This window comes from Corynebacterium frankenforstense DSM 45800 (genome assembly GCF_001941485.1).
GTDB classification, from domain to species: Bacteria; Actinomycetota; Actinomycetes; order Mycobacteriales; family Mycobacteriaceae; genus Corynebacterium; species Corynebacterium frankenforstense.
In genome coordinates this window covers 2,540,534-2,565,346 of sequence record NZ_CP009247.1, presented here as the reverse complement: position 1 = coordinate 2,565,346, position 24,813 = coordinate 2,540,534, and the positions used below count along the sequence as shown (strand labels likewise).

At 70.8% G+C, this 24,813-nt stretch carries 23 protein-coding genes; 18 read left to right on the top strand and 5 right to left on the bottom strand.

Features of this window, described 5'->3' with window-relative positions:
• Positions 1-79: 79 nt before the first annotated feature.
• Together CFRA_RS11170 and CFRA_RS11165 are read left to right on the top strand one after the other, a co-directional pair.
• Positions 80-1,159 (top strand): DNA glycosylase AlkZ-like family protein, encoded by a 1,080-nt coding sequence (locus tag CFRA_RS11170; RefSeq protein WP_075664721.1) that lies wholly within the window; start codon positions 80-82, stop codon positions 1,157-1,159.
• Between the two features lie 267 nt (positions 1,160-1,426).
• Positions 1,427-2,941, top strand: a complete 1,515-nt coding sequence (locus CFRA_RS11165) for an FMN-binding glutamate synthase family protein (RefSeq protein WP_075664720.1) — start codon at positions 1,427-1,429, stop codon at positions 2,939-2,941.
• A 73-nt stretch (positions 2,942-3,014) separates the two neighbouring features.
• Here CFRA_RS11165 and CFRA_RS11160 read toward each other — a convergent pair whose 3' ends face one another.
• Complete coding sequence (locus CFRA_RS11160) at positions 3,015-4,598, bottom strand: bifunctional ADP-dependent NAD(P)H-hydrate dehydratase/NAD(P)H-hydrate epimerase (protein WP_075664719.1); 1,584 nt, start codon at positions 4,596-4,598, stop codon at positions 3,015-3,017.
• A 455-nt stretch (positions 4,599-5,053) separates the two neighbouring features.
• Between CFRA_RS11160 and CFRA_RS11155 the strand changes: the two genes are divergently transcribed.
• Complete coding sequence (locus tag CFRA_RS11155) at positions 5,054-5,695, top strand: VanZ family protein (protein ID WP_075664718.1); 642 nt, start codon at positions 5,054-5,056, stop codon at positions 5,693-5,695.
• 85 nt (positions 5,696-5,780) lie between these two features.
• Here CFRA_RS11155 and CFRA_RS11150 read toward each other — a convergent pair whose 3' ends face one another.
• Entirely contained in the window at positions 5,781-6,704 is a 924-nt protein-coding gene (locus tag CFRA_RS11150) for an Fpg/Nei family DNA glycosylase (protein WP_075664717.1), read from the bottom strand.
• 343 nt (positions 6,705-7,047) lie between these two features.
• Here CFRA_RS11150 and dps point away from each other — a divergent pair, with 343 nt between their 5' ends.
• From dps to CFRA_RS11125, 5 genes are all read left to right on the top strand, one after another.
• Complete coding sequence (dps, locus tag CFRA_RS11145; protein WP_075664716.1) at positions 7,048-7,539, top strand: DNA starvation/stationary phase protection protein Dps; 492 nt, start codon at positions 7,048-7,050, stop codon at positions 7,537-7,539.
• 181 nt (positions 7,540-7,720) lie between these two features.
• On the top strand, positions 7,721-9,346 hold the full coding sequence (locus tag CFRA_RS11140; protein WP_075664715.1) for an IS30 family transposase: 1,626 nt from the start codon (positions 7,721-7,723) through the stop codon (positions 9,344-9,346).
• Positions 9,347-9,471: 125 nt separating this feature from the next.
• Positions 9,472-10,962 carry a DUF1846 domain-containing protein gene (locus CFRA_RS11135; protein ID WP_075664714.1) on the top strand — a complete coding sequence of 497 codons (1,491 nt, stop codon included), beginning with the start codon at positions 9,472-9,474 and terminating at the stop codon, positions 10,960-10,962.
• Between the two features lie 101 nt (positions 10,963-11,063).
• Positions 11,064-11,480 (top strand): aspartate 1-decarboxylase, encoded by a 417-nt coding sequence (gene panD, locus CFRA_RS11130; RefSeq protein ID WP_075664713.1) that lies wholly within the window; start codon positions 11,064-11,066, stop codon positions 11,478-11,480.
• 119 nt (positions 11,481-11,599) lie between these two features.
• Complete coding sequence (locus CFRA_RS11125; RefSeq protein ID WP_075664712.1) at positions 11,600-12,001, top strand: antibiotic biosynthesis monooxygenase family protein; 402 nt, start codon at positions 11,600-11,602, stop codon at positions 11,999-12,001.
• Positions 12,002-12,153: 152 nt separating this feature from the next.
• Here CFRA_RS11125 and CFRA_RS11120 read toward each other — a convergent pair whose 3' ends face one another.
• From CFRA_RS11120 to CFRA_RS11110, 3 genes are all read right to left on the bottom strand, one after another.
• Positions 12,154-12,669, bottom strand: coding sequence for a hypothetical protein (locus CFRA_RS11120; protein ID WP_075664711.1), 516 nt, complete (start codon positions 12,667-12,669; stop codon positions 12,154-12,156).
• A 137-nt stretch (positions 12,670-12,806) separates the two neighbouring features.
• A complete protein-coding gene (locus CFRA_RS11115; protein ID WP_075664710.1) occupies positions 12,807-13,784 on the bottom strand; it encodes a universal stress protein in 978 nt (325 codons plus the stop codon).
• Between the two features lie 206 nt (positions 13,785-13,990).
• A complete protein-coding gene (locus tag CFRA_RS11110) occupies positions 13,991-14,452 on the bottom strand; it encodes a MarR family winged helix-turn-helix transcriptional regulator (protein WP_075664709.1) in 462 nt (153 codons plus the stop codon).
• 322 nt (positions 14,453-14,774) lie between these two features.
• On the opposite strand from CFRA_RS11110, the gene CFRA_RS11105 reads away from it, so the two are divergent.
• From CFRA_RS11105 to CFRA_RS11065, 10 genes are all read left to right on the top strand, one after another.
• Positions 14,775-15,140 (top strand): DUF5318 family protein, encoded by a 366-nt coding sequence (locus tag CFRA_RS11105; protein WP_075665038.1) that lies wholly within the window; start codon positions 14,775-14,777, stop codon positions 15,138-15,140.
• 117 nt (positions 15,141-15,257) lie between these two features.
• Positions 15,258-17,462 carry a transglycosylase domain-containing protein gene (locus CFRA_RS11100; protein WP_083666982.1) on the top strand — a complete coding sequence of 735 codons (2,205 nt, stop codon included), beginning with the start codon at positions 15,258-15,260 and terminating at the stop codon, positions 17,460-17,462.
• A 92-nt stretch (positions 17,463-17,554) separates the two neighbouring features.
• Complete coding sequence (locus CFRA_RS11095) at positions 17,555-19,177, top strand: glycosyltransferase family 87 protein (protein ID WP_075664708.1); 1,623 nt, start codon at positions 17,555-17,557, stop codon at positions 19,175-19,177.
• A complete protein-coding gene (locus CFRA_RS11490) occupies positions 19,174-19,362 on the top strand; it encodes a hypothetical protein (protein ID WP_083666981.1) in 189 nt (62 codons plus the stop codon). Before CFRA_RS11095 ends, CFRA_RS11490 begins: the two co-directional genes overlap by 4 nt.
• 150 nt (positions 19,363-19,512) lie before the next feature.
• On the top strand, positions 19,513-19,968 hold the full coding sequence (locus tag CFRA_RS11090; RefSeq protein ID WP_156888018.1) for a hypothetical protein: 456 nt from the start codon (positions 19,513-19,515) through the stop codon (positions 19,966-19,968).
• Between the two features lie 270 nt (positions 19,969-20,238).
• Entirely contained in the window at positions 20,239-20,526 is a 288-nt protein-coding gene (gene rpsF, locus CFRA_RS11085; protein ID WP_075664706.1) for a 30S ribosomal protein S6, read from the top strand.
• Positions 20,527-20,618: 92 nt separating this feature from the next.
• Positions 20,619-21,233 carry a single-stranded DNA-binding protein gene (locus tag CFRA_RS11080; protein WP_075664705.1) on the top strand — a complete coding sequence of 205 codons (615 nt, stop codon included), beginning with the start codon at positions 20,619-20,621 and terminating at the stop codon, positions 21,231-21,233.
• A 48-nt stretch (positions 21,234-21,281) separates the two neighbouring features.
• Entirely contained in the window at positions 21,282-21,734 is a 453-nt protein-coding gene (rplI, locus tag CFRA_RS11075; protein ID WP_075664704.1) for a 50S ribosomal protein L9, read from the top strand.
• 657 nt (positions 21,735-22,391) lie between these two features.
• Positions 22,392-23,897 carry a replicative DNA helicase gene (gene dnaB, locus CFRA_RS11070; RefSeq protein WP_075664703.1) on the top strand — a complete coding sequence of 502 codons (1,506 nt, stop codon included), beginning with the start codon at positions 22,392-22,394 and terminating at the stop codon, positions 23,895-23,897.
• Between the two features lie 212 nt (positions 23,898-24,109).
• Positions 24,110-24,799, top strand: a complete 690-nt coding sequence (locus CFRA_RS11065; protein ID WP_075664702.1) for a PadR family transcriptional regulator — start codon at positions 24,110-24,112, stop codon at positions 24,797-24,799.
• Positions 24,800-24,813: the final 14 nt, after the last annotated feature.

The window sequence follows — 24,813 nt, the reverse complement described above, 5'->3', positions numbered from 1 at the left end:
CCATTCCCCCGCTCCCAGTCCCCCGCGCTCTCCCCGCACCGCCTTTAAAGTAAGGGCAGCCACAGCTACACTTGCTGGCATGGACACGAACCGAGAGATCCGCGCGCGACGCCTCGTCGCCCAGCATCTCGCCGGTTCCGCCGCGCGGCCGTCGACGGCGGGGCCCGTCGAGGTGCTCCGCGAACTGCTCGCCCTGCGCGCCCGCCGCTTCTGGCCGGGCGTCACCGCGTTGGCCGAACGCGCGGGCTGCCGCCCCGAGGACGTCCTCGACGAGGTGCGCGCCGGGCGCATCGTGCGCACCCGCACCGGCTGGGGCAGCGCCGTGCTCGTCGCCGCCGGGGACGCCCGCTGGCTCAGCGCGACCCTCACCTCCGCCGGCGCCCGCCTGGCCGACCTCGCCCGCGCCCGCCTGCTCGACCTCGCCGCCGAGGACATCGACACGGCCCGCGAGGTGCTGCTCGCCGAGCTCCGCGAGCGTCCCTTCGCCGATCCCCTGCGCTCCGCCGAGGCCTTCGCCCTGCTCGCCGAGCACGGCGTCGACCCCGACGGCGGCCGCGGCCCGCACCTGCTGACCATGCTCTCCCGCCGGCCCGAGGTCGTCTGCGGCGCGACCCGCCGGGAGGCGACCTACGCCCACGTCGACTCCCTGCCCGTCGCCCAACGTGAGCTCGCCGGCGACGCCGCCCTCGCCGAGCTCGCCGCGCGCTTCCTGCGCTCCCACGGGCCCGCCGACGCCGCGGACCTCGCCTGGTGGGCGGGACTGAGCCCCGCCGTGGCCGCCCACGCCGTCGACGCCGCCGAGGGCGTGGTGCCCTTCTCCCCCGTCGCGGACGAGACGATTGCCGACGCCGCGCGCGACGCCACCCCCGGCTTCGAGACAGGCGTGCGCCGGGGCCGGTGGATGGCCGACTGGCAGGCCGAGGTCACCTCCGGCGAGATCAAGCGCGCGCTGCGGCGCACCGTGGTGCTGCCCGCCGTCGACGAGTACGTCCGCGGATACGCGGACACCTCGCTGGTGCTCGGCGAGGCCGGCCGCCCCGAGGCCTTCTACGGCGAGCGCGGCATGCCCGCCGCCTCCCCCGGCAACGCCGGGCTGCCCGCCGACATCTTCGGCCAGCTCACCGTCGCCCACGGCGAGGTCATCTCCCCCGCCGCCTGAGCGCGGCACCGTCCGGGGCCGCCCGTCTCCCCCGCCGCCTGACCGCGCACCGCGATGCGCACCCACCGACCCGCGGGCCGCGCCTGGAGCTGCCACGCGGAACTGCCCCGTGCGGGCCGTGAAAGCACCCCCGAAAACCCACCCACATCTCACATCTGAACTCTCGGTGAGTTCCGCCCACCTCTGCGTCGGAAATCGGCCGGGGTTAAGCTGGAAGTTGACTGTGAACTCAGACTCTTTCTCCGGTAAAAACAGAGGTGATCCACGGTGGGTAAGCGGACGGCGGGCGTCCTCGGCGCGGCGGCGGCAGCGGTCGCCGCACTGGCGGTACGCGACTACCGCCAGCCCAAGCACTCCATCCTGCGCAACTACCCCGTTCTCGGGCACGCGCGCTACGCACTCGAGGCGATCCGCCCCGAGCTGCAGCAGTACTTCATCGAACGCAACTGGGACGGCCGGCCCTTCGACCGCAACACGCGCAGCCTGATCTACTCGCGGGCCAAGGGCCAGACCTCCACGAAGGCCTTCGGCACCGAGGAGGACGTCAGCGCCCCCGGCCACCGCACCTTCGTGCACTCCATGCGGCCCGTCGAGGTCCCCGAGACCCCGCCCCGGGTGCACATCGGCGGCGACCGGTGCACCAAGCCCTACGACATGGCGCTGCTCAACGTCTCGGCGATGAGTTTCGGCTCGCTGTCGGGCCGTGCGATCCAGGCGCTCAACAAGGGCGCGGCGATGAGCGGGTTCGCCCACGACACCGGCGAGGGCGCGATCTCGCCGTACCACCGCACCTACGGCGGCGACCTCGTCTGGGAGCTGGGCACCGGCTACTTCGGCGCGCGCACCCCCGAGGGCGGCTTCGACGAGAAGGTCTTCGCCGAGAAGGCCCAGGACCCGCAGGTCAAGATGGTCTCGCTCAAGCTCTCTCAGGGCGCGAAGCCGGGCCTCGGCGGCGAGCTGCCGGGTTCGAAGGTCACCGAGGAGGTCGCCGAGATCCGCGGCATCCCCGTCGGCAAGACGTTCCTGAGCCCCGCCGGGCACACCGTCTTCGACACGCCCGAGGGCCTGCTCGAGTTCGTCGACCTGATGCGCAGGCTCTCCGGCGGCAAGCCCGCCGGCTTCAAGCTCTGCGTGGGCTCCAAGCGGGAGTTCCTCGCGGTGTGCAAGGCGATGCTCACGACCGGGCTGCTGCCGGACTTCATCATCGTCGACGGCTCCGAGGGCGGCACCGGTGCGGCGCCCCAGGAGTTCGAGGACCACGTCGGCCTGCCGCTGACCCAGGGGCTGACCTTCGTGCACAACGCGCTGGTGGGTGTGGGCCTGCGCGACAAGATCGCGATCGGCGCCTCCGGCAAGGTCGCCGCCGCCAATGACGTGGTGCGCCGCCTGACGCAGGGCGCGGACTTCACGAACTCGGCGCGCGCGATGATGATGGCCGTCGGCTGCATCCAGGCGCAGCGCTGCCACGTGGGCACCTGCCCGGTGGGCGTGGCCACGCAGGACCCCCGCCGCGAGCGCGCCATCGACGTCGAGGACAAGGCCATGCGCGTCAAGCGCTACCAGGAGGCCACCGTCCACGAGGCGCTGCGGCTGATGGCCGCGATGGGCGCCGGCGAGCCCGCCGACCTGCGCCCCGACATGATCCGGCTGAACACGGCCGCCGGGGTCTCGCGCACCTACGGCGAGACCTTCGACTGGCTCGAGCCCGGCTGCCTGGTGGACGGTGACGTGCCCGAGAAGTGGCGCGAGGACTGGGAGGCCGCGGACCCGAAGAGCTTCTGAGTCTCGGTCCAGGCGGCATCCGCGATCCTGGCGTGAGCGCCGGACCTGCGGAAACAGGCCCCGGGGCGCGCCTTTAGTGGGCGTGCTCCATCTCCGCGGTCGCCCACGGAAGCGCGGCCGCGATGTCGGAGGCGACGATCGGCGCGGGCCCGTAGGGCGTCTGCGCCGCCAGCCACGCCGCCCGCGCGTGCAGCGCCGCCGCCGTGACCGCCGCGGCGTGCACCTGCCCGCCGCGCGCGAGCCAGGCCCCGCACAGTCCCGAGAGCACGTCGCCGGAGCCCGGCGTGGCCGCCCACGAGTGGCCCGAGTCGACGACCGTGGCCAGCTCCGCGGAGGCCACAACGGTCAGCCGCCCCTTGAGCAGCACCGTCGCGTTGAGCTCGCGGGCCAGCGCCCGCGCCGCCGTGATGCGGTCGGGGCCGGTCTCGCCGCCGATGCGGGCGAACTCCCCGGCGTGCGGCGTGAGCAGGCAGTTGCCGTGCTTGACGACGTCGCGCCGCAGGGCGTCGTCGCCGGCGAGCACCGTGAGTGCGTCGGCGTCGATGACTAGCGGCTCGGGGCGCGCCAGCAGCTCGGCCAGCTCCGCACGGGCTTGCGCGCCGGTGCCGCGGCCCGGGCCCACGACCCAGGACTGCACCCGCCCGGCCGCCCCGACGGTGTCACTGGCGACGACCTCGGGGTGGGCGCGCACGACCTCCTCGCGGCAGCCGCCCGCGTATCGCACCATCGCCGAGGTCGCCCGCAGGGCCCCCTCGGTGGCCAGCACGCCGGCGCCCGGATAGGTCGCCGAGCCCGCGGCGACGCCGGTGACCCCGCCGGTGTACTTGTCGTCGCCGGCGCCCGGCTCCACGGCCTCGAGCAGGCGGTGGGCGGCGACCGGGCGCGCCGGGTTCGACGCCGACCACCGGAAACCGGGACGGTCAATGGCACGGGTGAAAAACTCGTCGTCGGCAATCGGCTGCTCGGCCAGGATGCCGGAGAGCATCCTGCCGCCGAGGCCGATGTCGGCGAGCAGGACCTCGCCGCAGGCCGGGGTGAGTGCGTGGACGCGGCGCAGGCCGCCGAAGGTGACGGTGACCGTCGCGGTGACGTGGCGCGGGGCGCCGGTGTCGGGGTCGGCCCCGAGGCGCTCGCCGGTGTCGGCGGCGATGCCGCTGGGAACATCGACGGAGAGGACCGGCACGCGGTTGGCCTCGAGGTCGGCGACCACGGCGGCGGCGTCGGGGCGCAGGCCGGGCCGGCCGCCGATGCCCGTGACGCCGTCGACGGCGAGGTCGGCCTGCAGTGCGGGGGAGCGGTCGGTGTCCCGGCCGCTGTCCCGGCCGGGGTCCGCGGGGTCGAGGATGACGCCGCCGGCGTCGCGCAGGGCCCGCAGGGCACGCTCGTGCGGGTGGGAGCCGAGCAGGACGGCCGTGACCCGGTGGCCGTCGAGCTGGAGGCGGGCCCCGGCGTAGAGGGCGTCGCCGCCGTTGCCGCCGGAGCCGACGAGCAGGACGACGCGGCCGGCGTGTTCGCCGGCGAGGTCCGTGAGCATGTCGCGGGCGGTGGCGGCGACGGCCGCGGCGGCCTCGCGCATGAGCTCGTCCGGCTCGGCCTCGGCGTCAAGCAGGGGGCGTTCGGCGTTGCGGACCTGTTCGACGGTGTAGAGCTGCTCCATGACCACGAGCTTACGGGGGTTGGGCGCACCCCGGCGGGGTGAGAATGCCGGCTCCTGGGGGAGGTGGACGCGGGTCGGCGGGGGAGGGTCTCCGGACCGCGCCCGAACCCCGCCGAGGAAGATAGATTAGGCAACCCTACCCCCGGGTGGGGGCGAACGGTAATGCTCTGACCTGGGGTGATCGAAAATCGGGGTGAAGATTCGGCTGAGCCCTAGTCAACCGAAAGAGGTAAGGATAACCTGTACTTAGATCAGCGCAACGGGGACTGCCGGAGAGGTCCCCGGGAACCTGATCGAACGGGAAACCACAGTGAGTGCGTCCACCTTGGGTCGTGCAGTGCAGAAAACCCCGGTCCGAAACCCCCACGCGGGTGACGGTCCGGGGTTTTTCTGTTGCGCGGTGCGCGGCATCCGTCCGGGGCCCGGCCCCCACGCGGCGTTGTTAAGCTGTGCCCATGTCCAGCCCCGTCCGCCGACCGCTGCCGCTCGGCGCCGTGATCGCCTGCCTGGTGTCGTACGCGGCGGTGATCCTGGCGCTGACCACGCTCAAGGCCTACTTCGCGATCGGCTACCTGTGGGACCCGGCCAACCAGCGCGTGCGCGAGCTGCGACTGATCCCCTTCGAGCACTTCTTCACCTCGAGCACCTGGTTCGGCCCGGTCTTCGACGCCGTGGGCAACCTCGCCTTCTTCGTGCCCTTCGGCTGGCTGGTGGCCGTCGCCGCGGAACGGCTCGCCTTCGACGCGGCGGCCCGCGGCAGCCGGTTCGCAGCGCCGGGCCCGGTGCGCACCGCGGCGGTGGCAGGCCTGGCGTTCTCGCTGTGCATCGAGATCACGCAGTACATCTGCGCGCTCGGGCGCACGGACGTCGACGACCTGATCTTCAACACGCTCGGTGCGGCGCTCGGTGCCTGGATCGCCGGGCTCGGCGGGCGGCGGTGGCGCTGGCTGCTCGTGCTGGTCACCGCCGCGGCCGTGGTGGTCTTCGTGGTGCTGGTGCTGCTCGGCCAGCGCCTCGGCGACCCGGACAAGATCGTCGAGACGGCCGCCGGGCTCCAATTGACGACGCCCGCGGTTGTCGCCCCCGGCGTGGACTGACCGGCGAGTGCGTCACCGGCGCGCCGGGGCGCGCCGGACGTGTGCCCCGGGGCGTGCCGGACCAGCGTCCCGGGGCGTGCCGCGGTCAGCGCCGGCCCGGCTGGCAGGACGGGCACCAGAAGAGGTTGCGCCCGTCCATCACCTTCTGCTCGACCGGGGTGCCGCAGACCAGGCACGGTTGGCCGGCGCGGCGGTAGACGTAGACCTCGCCGCCGTGGTCGTCCTTGCGCGGGGCGCGGTGCATCGCCTCGGGCGTGTGTTCCGGGCGCACCGTGTCGATCCGGCCGCGGGCGACGCCCACGGCCATCAGTTCCACCAGATCGGCCCAGATCGCCCGGAGGACCTTCTGCGGGACGTCGCGGCCCGGGGTGAAGGGGGAGACGCCGAGGCGGAAGAGGGTCTCCGCGCGGTAGATGTTGCCCACCCCGGCGAAGAGCTTCTGGTCCATCAGCAGCGCGCCGATGGCGCGCCGGGAGCGGGACACCTTCGCGAGGGCCTCCGAGGGGTCGGCGTCCGCGCGCAGCGGGTCGGCGCCCTGTTTGGCGATCTCGGCCTCCTTCTCCGGGACGCTGAGCAGCCGGCACCACTGCGGGCCGTGCAGGTCGGCGGCGACGGTCTCGTTCGCGTCGGCGATGCGCAGCCGGACCTGGCCGACCGGCTCGGCGAAGGGCGCGACGTTGAACTTGCCGATCAGTCCCAGGTGAATGTGGACGACGGGGTGGGGGAGGTGCGTGCCCGCCGCGGTGCCCGCGGCGCCTGCGGTGTCGTCGACCCCGGTCGGGCCGGCCGCGGGCCTGTCGGTCTCGGCGGGGTCGCCGGACGAGCCGGCGGGGGAGAAGTCGATGAAGAGGTGCTTGCCCCACGCCTCCGCGGAGCGCAGCACCGTGCCGTCGAGTCGGGCGGCCTCGGTGGCGAAGCGGCCCTGCGGCGAGGAGACCTCAACCTCCTGGCCGCCGAACGTCTCCGTCAGCTGGCTCGCGAGGCGGTGGATGACGTGTCCCTCCGGCATCGGGACTCCTTTCCGTGTTCGCCTAACTGTCTACGCCCGCCCGGGCGCGGTCCCGTGACCGGGTCACCCGCGCCGTCGCGACCCGGGCTCCCGCGCGCAGTCGCCGTTGCCGCATCGCCGGCCGCCACCCTGGGCCACCCCCGCAACGGGGTGACTGAAGGGACGTCGTTAAGTGCGGGAAAACGGACATTTCTGGGAGTGCCCGACCGGGCATCTCACAATGCCTATCAATGTAGTCATATCACCAAGAAAAACCCAATAAACGCAGGTTAGGCGGCCCTTAAACTTCTTACGTAAGCCTTTGAGACGTAGCCCGAAACCAAATCCGCGCTATAATGAGGGCATGTCGAATTTCACTGTTCCCGGAATCAACGAAAACGACGCCAAGAAGCTCATTGACGGGCTGCAGGAGCGTCTGACCGACTTCAACGACCTTCACCTGATCCTGAAGCACGTGCACTGGAACGTCACCGGCCCGTCCTTCATCGGTGTCCACGAGATGATCGACCCGCAGGTCGAGGAGGTCCGTGGTTACGCCGACGAGGTCGCCGAGCGCATCGCCGCCCTGGGTGGCGAGCCGATCGGCACCCCGGCCGGTCACGCCGAGGGTCGCACCCCGCTGCAGTACGACCTGAACAAGGCCGACACCCAGTCGCACATCCGCAAGCTCGCCGAGCTGTACACCACCGTCATCGAGCGCCTGCGCGAGTCCCTGGCCGAGGCCGGCGACATCGACCCGATCACCGAGGACATCTACATCTCCGAGGCCGCCGGCCTGGAGAAGTTCCAGTGGTTCCTGCGCGCCCACATCGAGGACGAGAACGGCAACATCTGAGCCCGTTTCCCTCTGACGGCCCGCCCGCCGTGGCAGTGACGGCGTGAGGCGGCCGAAGCCTGAAGCGCGAGGCCCCGGGCGACCTTTCAACAAGGTCGCCCGGGGCCTTTTCCGCGCTCTAACGAGCCTTAGCTTCAGAGGGTCGTTGCAACTTTCCCCCAATGGAAGGCTGCCAACGACCATGCCGACAACCAGCCCCTTTCACTCACTGACCCAGTCAGACAAGAACCGGCTGACCCAACTGATCACCACCGGCTTAAGCGTGCGCGCCGCCGCGCACCGCATCGGCTGCAACTACAAACACGCACTCAACTTCGCCCACCACCACAAACTGATCACCCCGACACAACCGCCTGTCCTGCCCACCGGCGCCGCAGACGCGTTGATCACCGCGATCAAAAGCGGGGCAAGCATCCACGCGGCGGCGATGATGGTCGGCATCTCCCCGTCGATGGGCTACCGCATCGCATCCAGGGCAGGACTGCACACCCGGCTGACCCGCCGGCAACAACACATCCGCGCCACCGCCAGGCGCATCGACTTTCTCTACCTGCGCCTCGCCGGCATCCCACGGGCCCAGGTGTGCACCACACTTGCGATCGAGCCACGCCAGGGCCGCGACTTCGAGAAAGGACTGACCAAAACTCGAGGACAACGCCGCCGCTTTATCCCCACCGGGCCGGACGCGGCGACGTATAACAGGTTGATGGACGCCCTGATTGAAACCTGCGACGTCATCGAACAAGGCCGCCGGGCCATCCCCGCCCTGCCCGAGGGTGTTAACCCCTACAAACCGGTCAGCAGCAGGTACCTGTCGGTCAGCCAACGTGCGGTGATCGCCGACATGTACCGCGAAGGGGCGACGAAAGCCGCCATCGCCCGCGCCGTGGGCGTGCACCCGTCGACCATCGGGCGGGAGTTGTCGCGCAATCGCACCCCGCACGGCCCGTATCGGGCTGAGGGCGCCCAGCTCAAGGCCGCCGCGCGCAGGTTGCGGCCGAAGACCTCGAAGATCCTGTCAAACAGACGCCTGTATGACTATGTAGTCGAGGGTTTGCGGCGACAATGGTCCCCGCAACAGATCAGCGGGCGTATCCGCCTGGATTTTCCCGATGACGAGGAGATGCGCATCAGTCACGAGACGATCTACGACGCGTTCTACCTGGACGCGAAAGGCCGGTTGAAGGATCTGGGGCTTGCCCTTCCGACCGGCAGGAAGAAACGTCGACCCCGCGGTCGGCCGCGCGGCGGTGGCGGTATCCGGCGCTTCGTCGATGAGATGGTGCTCATCGACGACCGTCCCGACGAGGTCGCCGAGCGGGTCATGCCCGGTCATTGGGAGGGTGATCTGATCCTGGGCAAGAACAACGCCTCGGCGGTGATCACCCTGGTTGAGCGTGTCAGCAGGTTCGTCGTGCTGGGTCATCTGCCGGCCAGGCATGACTCGGTGGAGGTCACCCGGGTGTTAAAGGAGCTTGTCGGTGGTATCGATGAGTTGATCTTCTCGTCGATCACGTGGGATCAGGGCTCTGAGATGGCAGGCCACAAGGCGTTTTCGATGGCGACTGATGTTCCGGTGTATTTCTGTCACCCCGGATCCCCGTGGGAGCGGGGCACCAACGAGAACACCAACGGCAGGCTGCGTCGCAACCTGCCGAAGTCTTCGGATCTGTCGGTGTATTCGTCGATGGATCTGGAGATGATCGCCAACATTCACAACAACACTCCGCGCAAGGCGTTGGGGTGGCGTACTCCTGCTGAAGTGATGGCTCAGGCGCTTGCAGACGTCGGTAGCATCACCGACTAGAAATACCCGTCGTTGCGACGACCCCTAGAAACCACCAGCCCCACCCTTAAACGCCCCCACCTTTTAACGCGCCCACCTCCGCAATTACCGCCAACGCCCCCGCGCTGGGCTAGAATAAAGGTCCCATGGACCTGGGATTTGACCGTCAGAAGTACATCCGCCTGCAGTCAGAGCACATCATCGCCCGCCGTGGGGACATCGGGGGAAAGCTCTACCTGGAGATGGGCGGCAAACTCTTCGACGACTTCCACGCCTCGCGCGTGCTGCCCGGGTTCGACCCGGACACGAAGATCGCCATGCTCGAGCAGCTGCGCGACGAACTCGAGATCCTGCCCTGCATCGGCGCGAAGGACCTCCAGCGCAAGAAGGTCCGCGCGGACCTCGGCATCAGCTATGACGAGGACCTGCTGCGCCTCATCGACGCCTTCCGCGAGCGCGGCTTCCTCGTCGAGCACGTCGTGATCACCCAGTTCGAGGACACCAACGCCGAGGCCGTCGAGTTCGCCGAGCGCCTGACCAACCTGGGACTGAAGGTCCACCGCCACTTCGTCATCGAGGGCTACCCCTCCAACGTCGACCGCATCGTCTCCCCGGACGGCTTCGGCCGCAACGAGTTCGTCGACACCTCCCGCGACCTCGTCGTCGTCACCGCCCCGGGGCCCGGCTCCGGAAAGCTGGCGACCTGCCTGTCGCAGGTCTACCAGGAGCACCAGCGCGGCGTGAAGGCCGGCTACGCGAAGTTCGAGACCTTCCCGATCTGGAACCTGCCGCTGGAGCACCCGGTCAACCTCGCCTACGAGGCCGCCACCATCGACCTCGACGACGTCAACGTCATCGACCACTTCCACCTGTCGGCCCACGGCGAGTCGACGGTCAACTACAACCGCGACGTCGAGGCCTTCCCGCTGCTCAAGTCCATGCTCGAGCGCGTCACCGGCACCGTGCCGTACCAGTCGCCGACCGACATGGGCGTCAACATGGCCGGCTACTGCATCAGCGACGACGCCGCCTGCCGGGCCGCCTCCGTCCAGGAGATCATCCGCCGCTACTACAAGGCGCTCGTCGACGAGGCCCGCTCCGGCACCGAGGACACCACGCTGTCCGACCGCGCCGCCGTGATCATGGCCAAGGCCGAATGCTCGACCGCGGACCGCGCGGTCGTCGCCCCGGCACTCGCCATCGAGGAGAAGACCGGCCAGCCGGGTGCGGCGATGCAGCTGCACGACGGCACCATCGTCACCGGCAAGACCACTCCGCTGCTCGGCCCCTCGGCCGGCATGCTCATCAACGCGCTCAAGCACCTCGCCGGCATCGACCGCGAGCTGCACCTGCTCTCCCCGGAGGCCATCGAGCCGATCCAGACGCTCAAGACCGAGCACCTCGGCTCGCGCAACCCGCGCCTGCACACCGACGAGGTCCTCATCGCCCTGTCGGTCTCGGCCGCCGCCTCCGAGGAGGCCCGCCGCGCGCTCGCCGAGCTGCAGAACCTCGCCGGTTGCGACGTGCACACCACCACCATCCTCGGCTCCGTCGACTCCGGCATCTTCCGCAGCCTGAACATGCAGGTCACCAGCGAGCCGAAGTACTGGAAGAAGCAGCTCTACCGCAAGAGCTAGGTGCGTGCGCGGCGCGGTCAATTGTCCTCTCACGGGTGACACGAACTACGATTAGCGGCGTTTCGGGGCGCCCGCCCCGGCCCCGACCCTGAAGGACAACCATGCTGCGAACCGTCCTCGGCGCGAAGATCCACCGCGCCACCGTCACCCAGGCCGACCTGCACTACGTCGGCTCCATCACCATCGACCCCGAGCTCTGCGACGCCGCCGGGCTCATCGAGGGCGAGAAGGTCGCCGTCGTCGACATCGAGAACGGCAACCGCCTCGAGACCTACGTCATCCCCGACGCGCCCGAGGCCGCCGGCAACGGGCGCATCTGCATCAACGGCGCGGCCGCGCACCTGGTAAAGCCCGGCGACCTCGTGATCATCATGAGCTACGTGCAGGGCACCGAGGAGGAGGTGCGCGCCTGGGAGCCGAAGATCGTGCACGTCGACGCGGACAACCGCATCGTGGCCGTCGGCAATGACCCGGCCAAGGCCGTGCCCGGCGCGAGCGACCAGGTCTCGAGCCGGTAGCGGGTCTCGCGGGGCGGCCGCCGGGTGCTCGCCGGCGGTCCTCCGGGCGGCCGCCGGCGGGGGAGCGGCCGGTGCGCGGGCCCGGCCGCGGTGGCGCCTGCGCAGGTATCCTCGGGGACATGAGCATCGTCAAGATCAACGCACTGACCGTTCCCGAGGGCGCCGGCGAGACCCTCGAGGAGCGCTTCAGCCACCGTCTGCACGCCGTGGACGACCAGCCCGGTTTCGAGGGCTTCCAGCTGCTGCGTCCCACCGCCGGTGAGGACCGCTACTTCGTGGTCACCTGGTGGGCCGACGAGAAGTCCTACGACGACTGGGTCCACGGCCAGGACTTCGCCCGCAGCCACGGCGACGTCGCCGACGCGAACAAGACCGGCCACGGCACCCACGACGTCCACGCCTCCGGCGGCGAGTCCCACGGTGCCTCCGAGTCCGCCGAGAACGGTGACACCGCGCGCCGCCCCGCGGCCGTGAAGTCCGAGGTCCTCGAGTTCGACGTCGTCCTCGACTCGACCAAGTAGGCGCCGAGCCGAGACCGACCCGCGCAGACTGGAGCCCCCGTCCGGGAATCTCTCCCGCACGGGGGGCTTCGGCGTGGTTGCCTCGGTCTGCATGCCTAGACCGGCGCGGTCTGCGCGCCTAAGCCGGCGCCGCACGGCCTGTGTCGCCGGTCTTAGGGCGCGTGCGTGCCCAGGATCGCGACCTGGCCGACCGTGGTCATCCACAGCATCGCGTGCGGCACCAGGAACCAGAACGCGCCCATCCAGCTGCCCCAGCGGATGTAGCGCTGCAGCTTGCGCACCATGATGATGCCGCAGCCGACCATCCCGCCGATCGGCACCACGCAGGAGCCCAGCGACCAGACCAGCTCCCAGCGTCGCGAGCACAGCCAGGTGTTGAGCCCGGCGGCGCAGTTCTCGCCGCCGCTGAGCCGGGAGGCCAGCGCCAGCAGGAAGGACACCAGGAAGGAGAGGACCACGGTGCCGGCGAACCACAGCCACGCCTGCCGGGTGGAGCGGCGGTTGGCCTGCGCCTGCAGGTACGGGTCCGGCTCGTCGGCGAGCTCGTCGAAGCTGTGCGGCTCCGGGCGTGGCTTGTTGTAGCGGTCCGCGTCTGCGACCAGGTCATTCTCCGGGTGCTCACGCTCGCGTTCCCGCCCGCGGCGCCAAGAGAAATCTTCCTCACTCATACCCCCGGATTCTACCCACACCCCGGACACGTCAAGACCCACCGGTACCCGAAACTCCCCGCGTACAGCTGCGCCGGGTGGTCCGGCGGTTCACGCCCGGCACGCCGGCCGAGGCGCCGGGGCCCGCCCGGCGGCCCTCAAGACCGCCGCATCGGGAAGATGACCACCGGCACGCCGACGTGCGGCAGGAACGCCGAGGTCGCCGAGCCGACGAAGACCCGCTCGAAGGGGCCCTGCGGGTTGGACGCCAGGCACAGCAGGTCGCCCTTCTTCCACTTCAGCGCGTCGACGGCGCCGCCCCAGCCGTTGCCCGTGGCCACGGAGCTCTCCAGCTCGAGGTCCGGCATCGCCTCGGCGATGCGGTCGCGCACCCGGTCCAGCATGGCCAGTGAGTGCTCCCGCCAGTCCGCGGAGAGCTCGCGGGAGAGGTCCAGGCTGTCCTCCAACGGGGTGTCGGAGATCCCGGTGGGGGAGAAGGCCAGCACGCGCAGCGGCACGCCCCACGCCCGGGCCCGGACCGCCGAGCGCAGCAGCGCCGGGTCCTCCGGGTCGAACTCGCCCTCGAGGAAGGCGAAGTTGACCCGGCGCACGCCCTTCTTGGACAGCTTGACCTTGCGCGGGGACAGGCACACCGGCCGCGGCGAGGAGTGCAGCAGCGCGTCCGCGGTGGAGCTGACGGAGAACCGGCCCTTCGGCGCGGTCGCGTCGGAGTCCAGCGCGATGACGTCGGCGTCGAAGTCCTCGGCGGCCGCGGTGATCAGCGCGTGCTCGGAGGGGCCGTCGGCGAAGACGGCGACCTTGTCGTCCCACATCTCCTCCGGGATGCCGGCCTCGGAAAGCGCCTGCTCGACGCGGCGGCGGGCGGCCTTGGCCTCGCGGGAGAACCACTTGCCGTACTTGCCGCCCATCTTCTTCAGCGAGGTCGCCGGCCAGGGGCGCACGAACGTGGTCACCGCCCGCACGGTCACCGGCGCGGTGCGGCCCAGCCAGGCGGCGAACTCGACCGCGTCGCGCGGCTGCGCGTCCGGTCGCAGAGCGATGAGGACGCGGGTGGGCCGGTCGTCCGGCTCAGTCAACTGGGTGGGCCGGAGTTCCGACCCGGAAGCGTCTGCCATACGTGAGGTGTTCGATGTGTCGGGAAAGTGGAGGTGCCGGCCCCGGGGACCTGCCTGGCCCCGTCACCGGCGTGCGGTGAGCCGCGGATGCGACTCCGCCTGGCCTCAGATTACGCGGGCGCGCACCGCCCCCGTGTCAGAGGCGTCCACTTTTTCGCCCCGCAGGGGCCCGACGCAGGGCCCCGGACGGGCCTCAGCGGCCGCCTCTAGTGGTTGCCGGAGTCCCCGACGCGGTTGCCGTAGGCCTCGGCCAGGCGGTTGATCACGTCGGCGGCCTGGTCGGCGGTCTCCAGGTCCTTCTCGTCGAGGCTGCGCAGCAGGTCGGCGAAGTAGGCGTTGCGCTCCTCACCGACGCGCTTGAGCTCCTCGGCGCCGTGGTCGGTCAGCCGCACGCGCACGCCGCGGCGGTCGGTGGTGTCGCGCAGGCGCTCGACCATGCCGCGCTGCTCGAGCTGGTGCAGCGCATTGGAGGCGGTGGGCATGCGGATGCCTTCCTCGCGGGCGATCTGGCTGATGCGCGAGGGACCGTTCTCCGAGAGCCGCGACAGGATGGACAGCTGGGGACCGGTCAGGTCCGACTGCTCCGCGACGCGGAAGTACATCACGTACAGCTTGGTCAGCGCCGGACGCATGCGCCGGGCGATGGTCTCGGGGGTCAAAGCGTTCATGTCCTACCTTCGACGTCGACGGGTGCCGCGCCGCGCGGGGACCGGGGGAGGCGGCGATCACCTGAATACTACATTTCCTACAGTATGCCTATCTAATTTCAGGTTGCCCCGCAAAAGCCTCCCCTGCTCACCCCCGCTTGCCGACGTCCCGCACGTCCCCGCGCCCGGTTCCCGCACCGTTATAAGGGGTCGCCTGCGGCGACCCCCGCGCCGCCCGCCCGGGCGGCGCACGCGGCCACGGCGTCGGGGCGCGCGGACGTCGGGTGGCGCGGCGTCGGCAAGCGCGCCGGGCGGTCACGGACACGGGGTTAGGCTGGTGGGCATGTTCGAGATCGTCCGTCCCGTCAGCCACCGGGTGCGCCGTGCGCGCGTGCTCGCGGCGCTGCGCGACGGGCAACTGCGCAGGCAGGCGGCCTGCGACGCCGACGCGCGCCTGATCGCCGCCGCGCGCTTCCACGGCCGCGTGGCCGGCCGGGCCTGCCCGGTGTGCGGCTCGGACCAGCTGCGCGAGGTGCGCTTCGTCTACGGCGACGGGCTCGGCGAGCGCGCCGGGACCGCCCGCGGGCGCCGCGAGCTCGAGGCCCTGGTCGCCGAACTGGGGGAGGTCGGCGTCCACCTCGTGGAGGTCTGCCCGGGGTGTGGCTGGAATCACCTTCTCGGGTCCGGGGTCGCGGTCCCGCGGAGCTGAGCGGCGCGCGCCGTGGTGTCGCCGTTCGACCCCACGTAAAGGGGGACGTAATCTCTTGGGAGAAGTGTGTACACGGCGCGCCGGGGTCCCGGCCCGCGCGCCGTGCCGTGCGAAGTGATGGGGACCAACGTGTCAGAAGAGAACAGGTCCGGCGACACGCCGGCGAAGTCCAAGGCGAAGGAAGGCCGCCGCTCCGGCGGGGCGCGCCGCCTCGAGAAGTCCGGCGGCGGGCGTAGGCGCTGGCTGCAGTGGACCGGCGGCATCCTGGCCGCCGTCGTCATCCTGCCGATCCTCGGCTTCATGGTCGCCTACCTGCTCGCGGACGTGCCCGAGCCGGAGGAGCTGACCAGCGCGCAGGTCTCGCAGATCTACGCCGCCGACTCCGAGACCGAGCTGGCGCGCATCGTGCCGCCGGACGGCAACCGCCGCCAGGTCAAGCTCGAGGACATCCCGGACGGCGTGCAGGACGCGGTGCTCGCCGCGGAGGACCGCGAGTTCTGGACCAACCCGGGCTTCTCGATCACCGGCTTCGGCCGTGCCGTCATCGGCCAGATCACCGGTGACGCCTCCGCCGGCGGCGGCTCGACGATCACCCAGCAGTACGTCAAGAACGCGCTGGTGGGCAACGAGCACTCCCTGGCCCGCAAGGCCCGCGAGCTGGTCTACTCCACCAAGATGGCCAACGAGTGGACCAAGGAGGAGGTGCTGGCCGCCTACCTCAACACCGTCTACTTCGGCCGCAACGCCTACGGCGTGGAGGCCGCGGCCAACGCGTACTTCGACAAGCACGTCTCCGACCTGACGCCGGAGGAGGGCGCGGTGCTCGCCGCGGCCATCCAGCGGCCCAGCGAGCTGGACCCGTGGGTCAACCTCGAGGAGTCCGAGGCCCGCTGGAACTACGTCATGGACGGCATGGTCGAGTCCGGTACGATCCCCGCCGAGCAGCGCGCCGCCGCCGTCTACCCCGAGGTCCAGGACCCGGCGAACTACTCCGCCTACACCGAGGCCTCCGGGCCCAACGGCATGATCAAGAACCAGGTCATCGCCGAGCTCGAGACCGTCGGCCTGACCGAGGAGGACGTGACCACCCGCGGCCTGCGCGTGACCACCACGATCGACCCGCAGGCCCAGGACGCCGCCCTCGACGCCGTCTACGGCAACACCGAGGGCGCCAGCGAGAGCCTGCGCACCGCCGTGGTCTCCGTCGACCCGCGCTCTGGCGCCGTGCGCGCCTACTACGGCGGCGAGGACCCCTCCGGCTGGGACTTCGCCAACGCCGGCCTGCAGACCGGCTCGACCTTCAAGATCTTCGGCCTGGCCGCCGCCCTGCAGCAGGGCATCCCGCTCTCGGCGGCCTACTCCTCGGACCCGGTGACCCTGCCGGGCGGCATCCCCGTCGGCAACGTCGGCGGCGAGAGCTGCGGCACCTGCTCGATCTCCGAGGCCCTGAAGCGCTCGCTGAACACCAGCTTCATCCGCCTGCAGGACGACCTGGAGAACAAGACCCAGGACACCGCGGACATGGCCCACGCCCTCGGCGTGGCCCGCTCGATCCCGGGCGTGCCGGAGACCCTCACCGAGAACGGCGAGACCCCCTACGAGGGCATCGTGCTCGGCCAGTACCAGTCCCGCCCGCTCGACATGGCCGTCGGGCTGGGCACCCTGACCAACCGGGGTGTCTGGCAGCAGCCGCACTTCGTCAGCAAGGTCGAGACGGCCACCGGCGAGGTCCTCTACGAGTTCGACGACAAGGGCGGCGAGCGCCGCGTCAACGAGACCGTGGCCGACAACGTCATCCAGGCCATGCAGCCGATCGCGGCCTACTCCAACGGCCACGTGCTGGCCAACGGCCGGCCCTCGGCCGCCAAGACCGGCACCACGCAGCTCGGCGACACGGGCAACAACAAGGACGCCTGGATGATCGGCTCGACCCCGCAGCTGTCCACCGCCGTGTGGGTGGGCACCGTGGACAACTCGCCGATCTACATGTACGGCTCCGGGATGCCCTCGGACATCTGGAAGTCCACCATGGACGGCGCCCTGCAGGGCCAGGAGATCGAGAACTTCCCGCAGGCCAACCCCGTCACCTGGGGCGAGGGCAACTACAACACGGCCTACACGCCGCCGGCTACCCAGGCCGGCACCGGTTCGGCCACCCCGACCAGCGAGGCGCCCTCGCCGGAGGCCACGGAGCCGGAGCCGGCCCCCGAGCCCGGCCCGGCGCCGGAGCCGGTGCCCGGCGGTGACCCCAACGGCGGCGGCCAGCCGGCCCCGCCGGAGCTGCCCGAGCTCGACGTGCCCGAGGAGCTGCTGCCGTTCTGAGTGAGACGTCGAGCCCCGCGGCGGGCGCGGCGGACGCTACGGCGCGGCGCGGGACGGCGCCCGCCGGGGCGTCCGATAGGGTCGCGCGCGTCGTGCGCCCGGCCGCGCGCGTCCAGCCCGCCCGCACCGAGCCCGTCGCCCGCGGTGTCATCGAGCGCCTCGGCGGGCCCGTCGGCCGGCGCGCCCTGATCGGCCGCCAGCGCTGGTGGACCCCGCTGCGGGTGCTGCTGACCCTCGCGCTGACCTTCCTGGCCCTCGGCTACCTCTCGAAGGCCAACTGCCTGTTCGGCACCGCCGAGTCGGGCGTGAACTGGTCGGGCAACCGGCCCTACATGTCGGCCTGCTACAACGACATCCTGCCGCTGTACTCCGGGCGCGGTCTCGACGAGCCGGGCGACCCCTACGCCTACTCCTGGTCCGAGGACGGCCGGCTGCGCTACATGGAGTACCCGGTGCTCGCCGGGTGGTTCCAGGCGGTCGTCGGCGCGGTCGCGCACTACACCTTCCCGGTGGTGCGCCTGCTTCTCGACGTCCCCGAGGCCTCCTGGTACTTCACCCTGACCGCGCTCGTGCTCGCCTGCATGTGGCTGGTGGTCATCCGCCTGGTCGCCGAGCTCGCGGGCAACCGGGTCTGGGACGTGGTGCTCGTCGCCGCCTCGCCGGTGATCATCATGCACGCGTTCACCAACTGGGACATCCCCTCGATCCTGTGCGCCGCCGCCGCCCTGGTCGCCGTGAAACGCGGCGCGCCGGTGTGGGCCGGCGTGTGGATCGGTGTGGGCACGGCCGTGAAACTCTGGCCGTTGTTCCTGCTCGGCGCGTTCCTGGTGCTCGCCGTGCGCTCGAACCGCTGGCGGCCCTTCGTGGACATGACCTGCGCGGCCGTGGTGGTCTGGACGGCGGTCAACCTGCCGGTCATGGTCGCCCACCCGGAGGCCTGGGGCGAGTTCAACCGCCTCAACAGCACCCGCGGCGCCGAGTGGACCACGATCTACCAGGTCTTCACCCGCGTCACCGGGGTGAACCTGAGCGTCGGCTTCCTCAACACCGCCTCCTTCGTCCTCTTCGCCGGCGCCTGCCTGGCGGTCGCGCTGCTGGGCCTGCTCGCGCGCCGCCGTCCCCGGGTCGCCGAGCTGGTCTTCCTCATCGTCGCGGGCTTCCTGCTGTTCAACAAGGTCTGGTCGCCGCAGTACTCGCTGTGGCTGGTGGTCCCGGCCGTCCTCGCCCTGCCGCGGTGGCGCCTGCTGCTGACCTGGATGACCCTCGAGCTGCTCATGTGGCCGGCGACGATGATCTACATCGGCGCCGAGGAGGGCGACAAGATCCCCGCCGAGATGTTCGACCTGCTCATCCTCACCCGCGACGGTTTCATCGTCGCGATGGTGGTGCTCGTCGTGCGCCAGATGCTCGGCCGCTCCCGCGACCGCGTGCTCGCCGCCCACCGCGGCGTGGACATCCTCGCCGGCCCCTTCGGGATCGCCGACGCCCCGTGGGTCACCGCCCGCGCCCGGCGTTCCGGCGGGCGCGCCGGGTGGGCCGTCGAGGGCGACCCCACCGTGCGCGGGTGCTGGGGCCCCGAGATTTCCGACGCCGCCGTGGCCGGCGTCGGCGCCGAGGGCGCCGCCGGTGCGCAGGACGCCGCCGGTGCGTCCCGGGCGGGGCGTCCGGCCCGGCCCGCCGGTCCCGCCGACCCCGGAGAGGAGGTGGGTCGATGAGTCCCGTGATGTGGGTGACCGTCTGCTCCGTGCTGATCGCGTTCTTCTGCCTGCTGGGCGCCTTCGCCCTGTTCATGTACGGCAAGCCGCGCAAGTGGGTGTGGCTGCTCGGCGGGCTGGCGTTCGTGTGTGTGACCGTCATCCCGGTCGGCATCGCCGTCTTCTACGCCTCGGTCAACAACTAGGCGCCGGTGCGCCGGGGCCGGTGCGGGGCGCCGACGCCGTGGGGTGAGGGCACCGGCGCCGTGGGGCGAGAGCGCCGACGCCGTGGGCCGGGGGCACCCGGGCGGGTGGGCGCACTGCCGTTTCGTTGCCGAATACGTAGCGTGGCGGACATGACCACTAACGCGCTGACCAAGTTCTCCCGCGCCGCCGTCGCCGGCGTCGCCGTGATCGCCCTGCCCCTGCTCTCCGCCTGCTCCGGTGAGAGCAACACCGAGACCGTGACCGAGACCGCCACCGTGACCAGTGCGGCCGGCGGCGACGACAACGCCGACGACCGCGACGACAACGCGGGCGCCACCGAGACCGTCACCGAGTCGGCCGACGCCGGGAACACCGCCGCCCAGGGCGCCTCCCCGGGCGACCCGGCCCCCTGCGAGGTCGCCTCCTTCTCCGACGAGGCCCGCAACGACATGGCCGAGGAGGGTCTCGACGAGCAGCGCGTGCGCGACGTCGTCGCCCAGGGCTGCGGCACCGCCGAGCTCGACGACGGCGTCTGGGAGATCGACGTCGAGGAGATCGACGTCGAGATCCTGCCGGACGGCACCGTGGTCGACGTCGACTCCTAAACCACCCGCGGGCGCCGCGCCCGCTCCCGCGCGCCGCGCCCGCTCCCGTGCGCCACGGCGCGCGGGCGGCGCACCCCTGCACGAAGACCGCCGACGGCGCGCACCGCGGCGTCGACAATCGAAGGTCCGCCCCCTGACCGGGGCGGATTACTTTTTTCGGCCCCGATGCGCTACCCTTGTCGGGTTGCCTGACGCAGGCGACCCTCCTGCCCCACCCGACCGGGTGTGGCCGAAATTCGATTACCAGACCATAGGAGGTGATGAGGTCCCGTGCGTCACTACGAAATCATGATCATCCTGGATCCGAGCCAGGATCAGCGCAACGTTGCCCCGTCCCTGGAGAAGTACCTCGAGGTTGTCCGCAAGGAGAACGGCACCGTCGAGAAGGTGGATGTGTGGGGCAAGCGTCGCCTCGCCTACCCGATCCAGAAGCACGAGGAAGGCGTGTACGTCGTCGTCAACCTCGAGTGCGAGCCGGCGACCGTCGACGAGTTTGACCGCCTGGTCTCCCTCAACGACGCGACCCTGCGCACGAAGGTTCTGCGCACCGACAAGTAAAGCGGCAAACTGGTGTAGAACGACGCGCCGGCGGAGAGCCGGTGCGGTACCGAACTGCCCGATGAAAGCTTGAAGGAAGGTCTGAACCAACCATGGCTCAGGGAGACACCCCGATCACCATCGTCGGCAACCTCGTCGCCGACCCCGAACTGCGTTTCACCGCGTCGAGCATCCCCGTCGCAAGCTTCCGCGTGGCCTCCACGCCGCGGTTCTACAACCGCGACACCGGCCAGTGGGAGGACGGTGAGGGCCTGTTCCTCACCTGCAACGTGTGGCGCCAGTACGCGGAGAACGTCGCCGAGAGCCTGTCCAAGGGCATGCGCGTCGTCGTCAACGGACGGCTGCGCCAGCGCTCCTACCAGACCCGCGAAGGCGAGAACCGCACGGTCTACGAGATCGAGGTCGACGAGGTCGGTCCTTCCCTCAAGTACGCGACCGCCCAGGTCACCCGCAATCCCCGCGAAGGCGGCGGGGGATACGGCGGTGGCTTCGGCGGCGGCCAGAACCGCTCCGGCGGTCAGGGCGGAGCGCCCCAGGGCGGCTTCGGCCAGGCCCCGCAGGGCGGCTTCGGCGGGGGCAACCAGCCCCAGCCGTCCGGCCAGAACCCCGGCGGCCAGTCGAACCAGGGTCAGGACAACGACCCCTGGAACTCGGCCCCGCCCGTGGGCGGACAGTTCGGCGGCGGCGACGATGACCCGCCGTTCTAGACCAGCCGCGAATCACCCACCATTCCTCTTGAACGAAAGGCAGGGATCATGAAGCTGATCCTCACCGCCGCCGTCGAGAACCTGGGCGACGCAGGCGACGTCGTCGAGGTGCGTGACGGCTACGCACGTAACTACCTGCTTCCGCGCAGCCTGGCGATCCAGGCGACCCGCGGGGCGCTCAAGCAAATCGACGGCATCAAGCGGGCCCAGGAGGCCCGTGCCATCCGCGATCTGGACCACGCCCGTGAGGTCCGCGAGCAGGTCGACAAGCTCGACAACGTCAAGGTCTCCGTCCGCACCTCGGACAAGGGCAAGCTCTTCGGCTCCGTCAAGCGCGACGACATCGTCGACGCGGTGCGCGCCGTCGGCGGCCCCGCGCTGGACAAGCGCGCCATCGAGCTGCCGAAGACCATGATCAAGACCACCGGCAAGTACACGGTGCGCGTGCAGCTGCACCCGGACATCGCCGCGAACCTGAACTTTGAGGTCGTCGCCGCCTAACTGGCGCGCGCACGACGGCGCCTTCTGAGGCGCCCAACGACAACAGCAGACCCGGCCCCCGCCGCATCCCGCATGGGACGCGTCGGGGGCCGTGGTCTTTCCCGGGGTGGTCTGCGGGCGCTCCGGCGGCCGTGTGGCGGCCGTGTGGTGGGCCTGGGCCGGGCCTGGGGCGGGCCAGGGGCGCCCGCGCCTGTGCGGGGCTGTGGATAACTGGGGATGAATACGGGCCGGCTCACCGGCTCTTCACCTCGTTCACGGCGATTTCAGGCGCCTATCACCTGCCGTGTGCCGCGTCAAACCGCCGCGGGCTCGGTTCGCGGGGGTGGTCCGGCGGGGGTGAGATATCCGACAAAACCCTCTGACCAGCACTGATGATGGAAAGGCCTGGTCGCGCCCGCCGCGGCGGCGAGTTCTCCCCACGTGCTCCACACGTTCTCCACAAGCGCGTCTCGGCCGATGGGGAGTTGTGCACAACCCCTGTGGAGCGATCTGTGGATAACTTCGCTCTGTGAGGCATTTTCCACCCGCGCCGGCGAGCCCGTGTGGTATGTCGACGGGTGCCCGACGGGTAATGTTGCGGGCGTCAGAGGGCCCGCCCGCCGGCGGGTCCGGGGGAGCAGTGCGAGGGCCGCGGGGGCGGCCGGGAAAAGGAGAGCGATGAGCCCGTCCAGCTCGGAGGCAAGCTTCGACGACCAGGCGCTGCCGCCGGTGCCGGCGGCCCCGCCCGAGCCCGACGACGACTTCCCGCGCTCCGGCGGTCGCGGCCGCTCAGGGGCGCCCGGGCGGCGCCGCTCCGAGTACGGCGGGCCCGCCTTCGACGACTCGCGCGCGGGCAACTCGGGCTTCCGCCAGCCCCCGCACGACCGCGAGGCCGAGCAGGGCGTGCTGGGCGCGATGCTGCTCAGCCCGAACACGGTGCTCGACATCGTCGAGATCCTCACGCCGGACGACTTCTACCACCCGGCCCACGCCCTGATCTACAAGGCGATCATCGACCTGTTCGCCGAGTCCAAGGACATCGACCCGGTCATCGTCGCCGGGCGCCTGGACCGCCAGAACGAGCTCGACCGCGTCGGCGGCGCGCCGTACCTGCACACGCTGATCTCGTCGGTGCCCACGGCCGCCAACGCCCGCTACTACGCCGAGATCGTCGACGAGAAGGCCACGCTGCGCCGCCTGGTCGAGGCCGGCACCCGCGTGGTCCAGCTCGGCTACGAGGGCTCCGAGGGCGCCGAGGTCGACGCGGTGGTCGACATGGCCCAGCAGGAGGTCTTCGCGATCAACAACGACCGCTCCGCGGAGGACTACGCGGTGCTGGCCGACATCCTGCAGCCCACGCTCGACGAGATGGACGAGATCACCGCCAACGGCGGCCTGGCCATGGGCGTGCCCACCGGCTTCATCGACCTCGACTCGGTGACCAACGGCCTGCACGGCGGGCAGATGATCATCGTCGCGGCCCGACCCGGCGTGGGCAAGTCCACCCTGGCGCTGGACTTCGCCCGCTCCTGCTCGATCAAGCACGGCATGACCTCGGTGATCTTCTCGCTCGAGATGTCGAAGTCCGAGATCGTCATGCGCCTGCTCTCCGCGGAGACGGAGATCAACCTCGCGGACATGCGCTCGGGCCGCATGGACGAGGAGGCCTGGCAGATCCTGGCCAACCGCGTCGGCGACATCTCCGAGGCGCCGCTGTTCATCGACGACTCGCCGAACATGACGATGATGGACATCCGCTCCAAGGCGCGCCGGCTCAAGCAGAAGCACGACCTGAAGCTGGTGGTGCTCGACTACATGCAGCTGATGAGCTCGGGCAAGAAGGTCGAGTCCCGTCAGCAGGAGGTCTCGGAGTTCTCCCGTCAGCTCAAGCTCCTGGCCAAGGAGCTTGACGTGCCGGTCGTGGCGATCTCGCAGCTCAACCGTGGCCCCGAGTCGCGCACGGACAAGCGCCCGCAGCTGGCCGACCTGCGTGAGTCCGGTTCGCTGGAGCAGGACGCCGACATGGTCATGCTGCTCTACCGCCCGGACTCCCAGGACAAGGACAACGAGCGCGCCGGCGAGGCCGACATCATCCTGGCCAAACACCGCGGCGGCCCGATCGACACGATCACGGTGGCCCACCAGCTGCGGTGCTCCCGCTTCGTGGACATGGCGCGCGGCTAGCGGTTCGTCGGGGGCTTGACGACGCCGCGCGGTGCCCTGGGGCGGGTACGTGCGGCCGGGTGCTGTCGGGGTGAAAGGGCAGCTCAGGGGGAGTGACTTACTGAAGATATCGCTACGTCTTGACGTAGCGATACTTAGCGATATACGCTCGACGCCGTTCCTAGCGATATATAACGATATGTTCGGCGGGTGTCGGCCACGAAGGGAGAACCATGAACGCGACGAACGACTTCAACGGATTCAACGACTTCAGCGGCTTCGGCGGCTTCGGGGGTTTCGGCCGCTTCGGCCGCTTCGGCCAGCGTGGCCGGCGCAGCGTCGGCAGGCAGGGTGCGCCGGGCTTCATGCGGCGGGGTGACTTCGGTCTCGGCTTCGACTTGGGTGGCCCGCGGGGACCCTGGGGCGGCCGGGGCGGGCGCGGACGCGGCGGGCGGGCCCGCCGCGGCGACCTGCGCAACGTGATCCTGTTGCTGCTCGAGGAGCAGCCGCGTCACGGCTACCAGCTGATCACCGAGGTCGGTGAGCGCACCGACAACCGCTGGACCCCCAGTCCCGGCACCGTCTACCCGACGCTGAACCTGCTCGAGGACGAGGGCCTGATCACCATCAGCAACGTCGGCGGCCGCAAGGTCGCGGAGCTGACCGACGAGGGCCGCGCCACCGTCGAGGAGCACCGCGCGGAGTGGACCCGGATCCTCGACGCCTACGGCGACCCCGAGGGCGCGGAGGGGGCCGGCCCGGGCGCCCTGCGCCACGAGCTCCACCGCCTGGTCGCGGCCGTGCGGTTCCATGGCCGCGACCCGGAGAGCTTCGCCAGGATCGCGCGGATCCTCCGCGAGGCAAGCGAGCGCATCGAGTCCGAGGGGACCGACACCGAGGCTGGCCGGGAGCAGGCCGACTAGGCCGACCGGCCGCC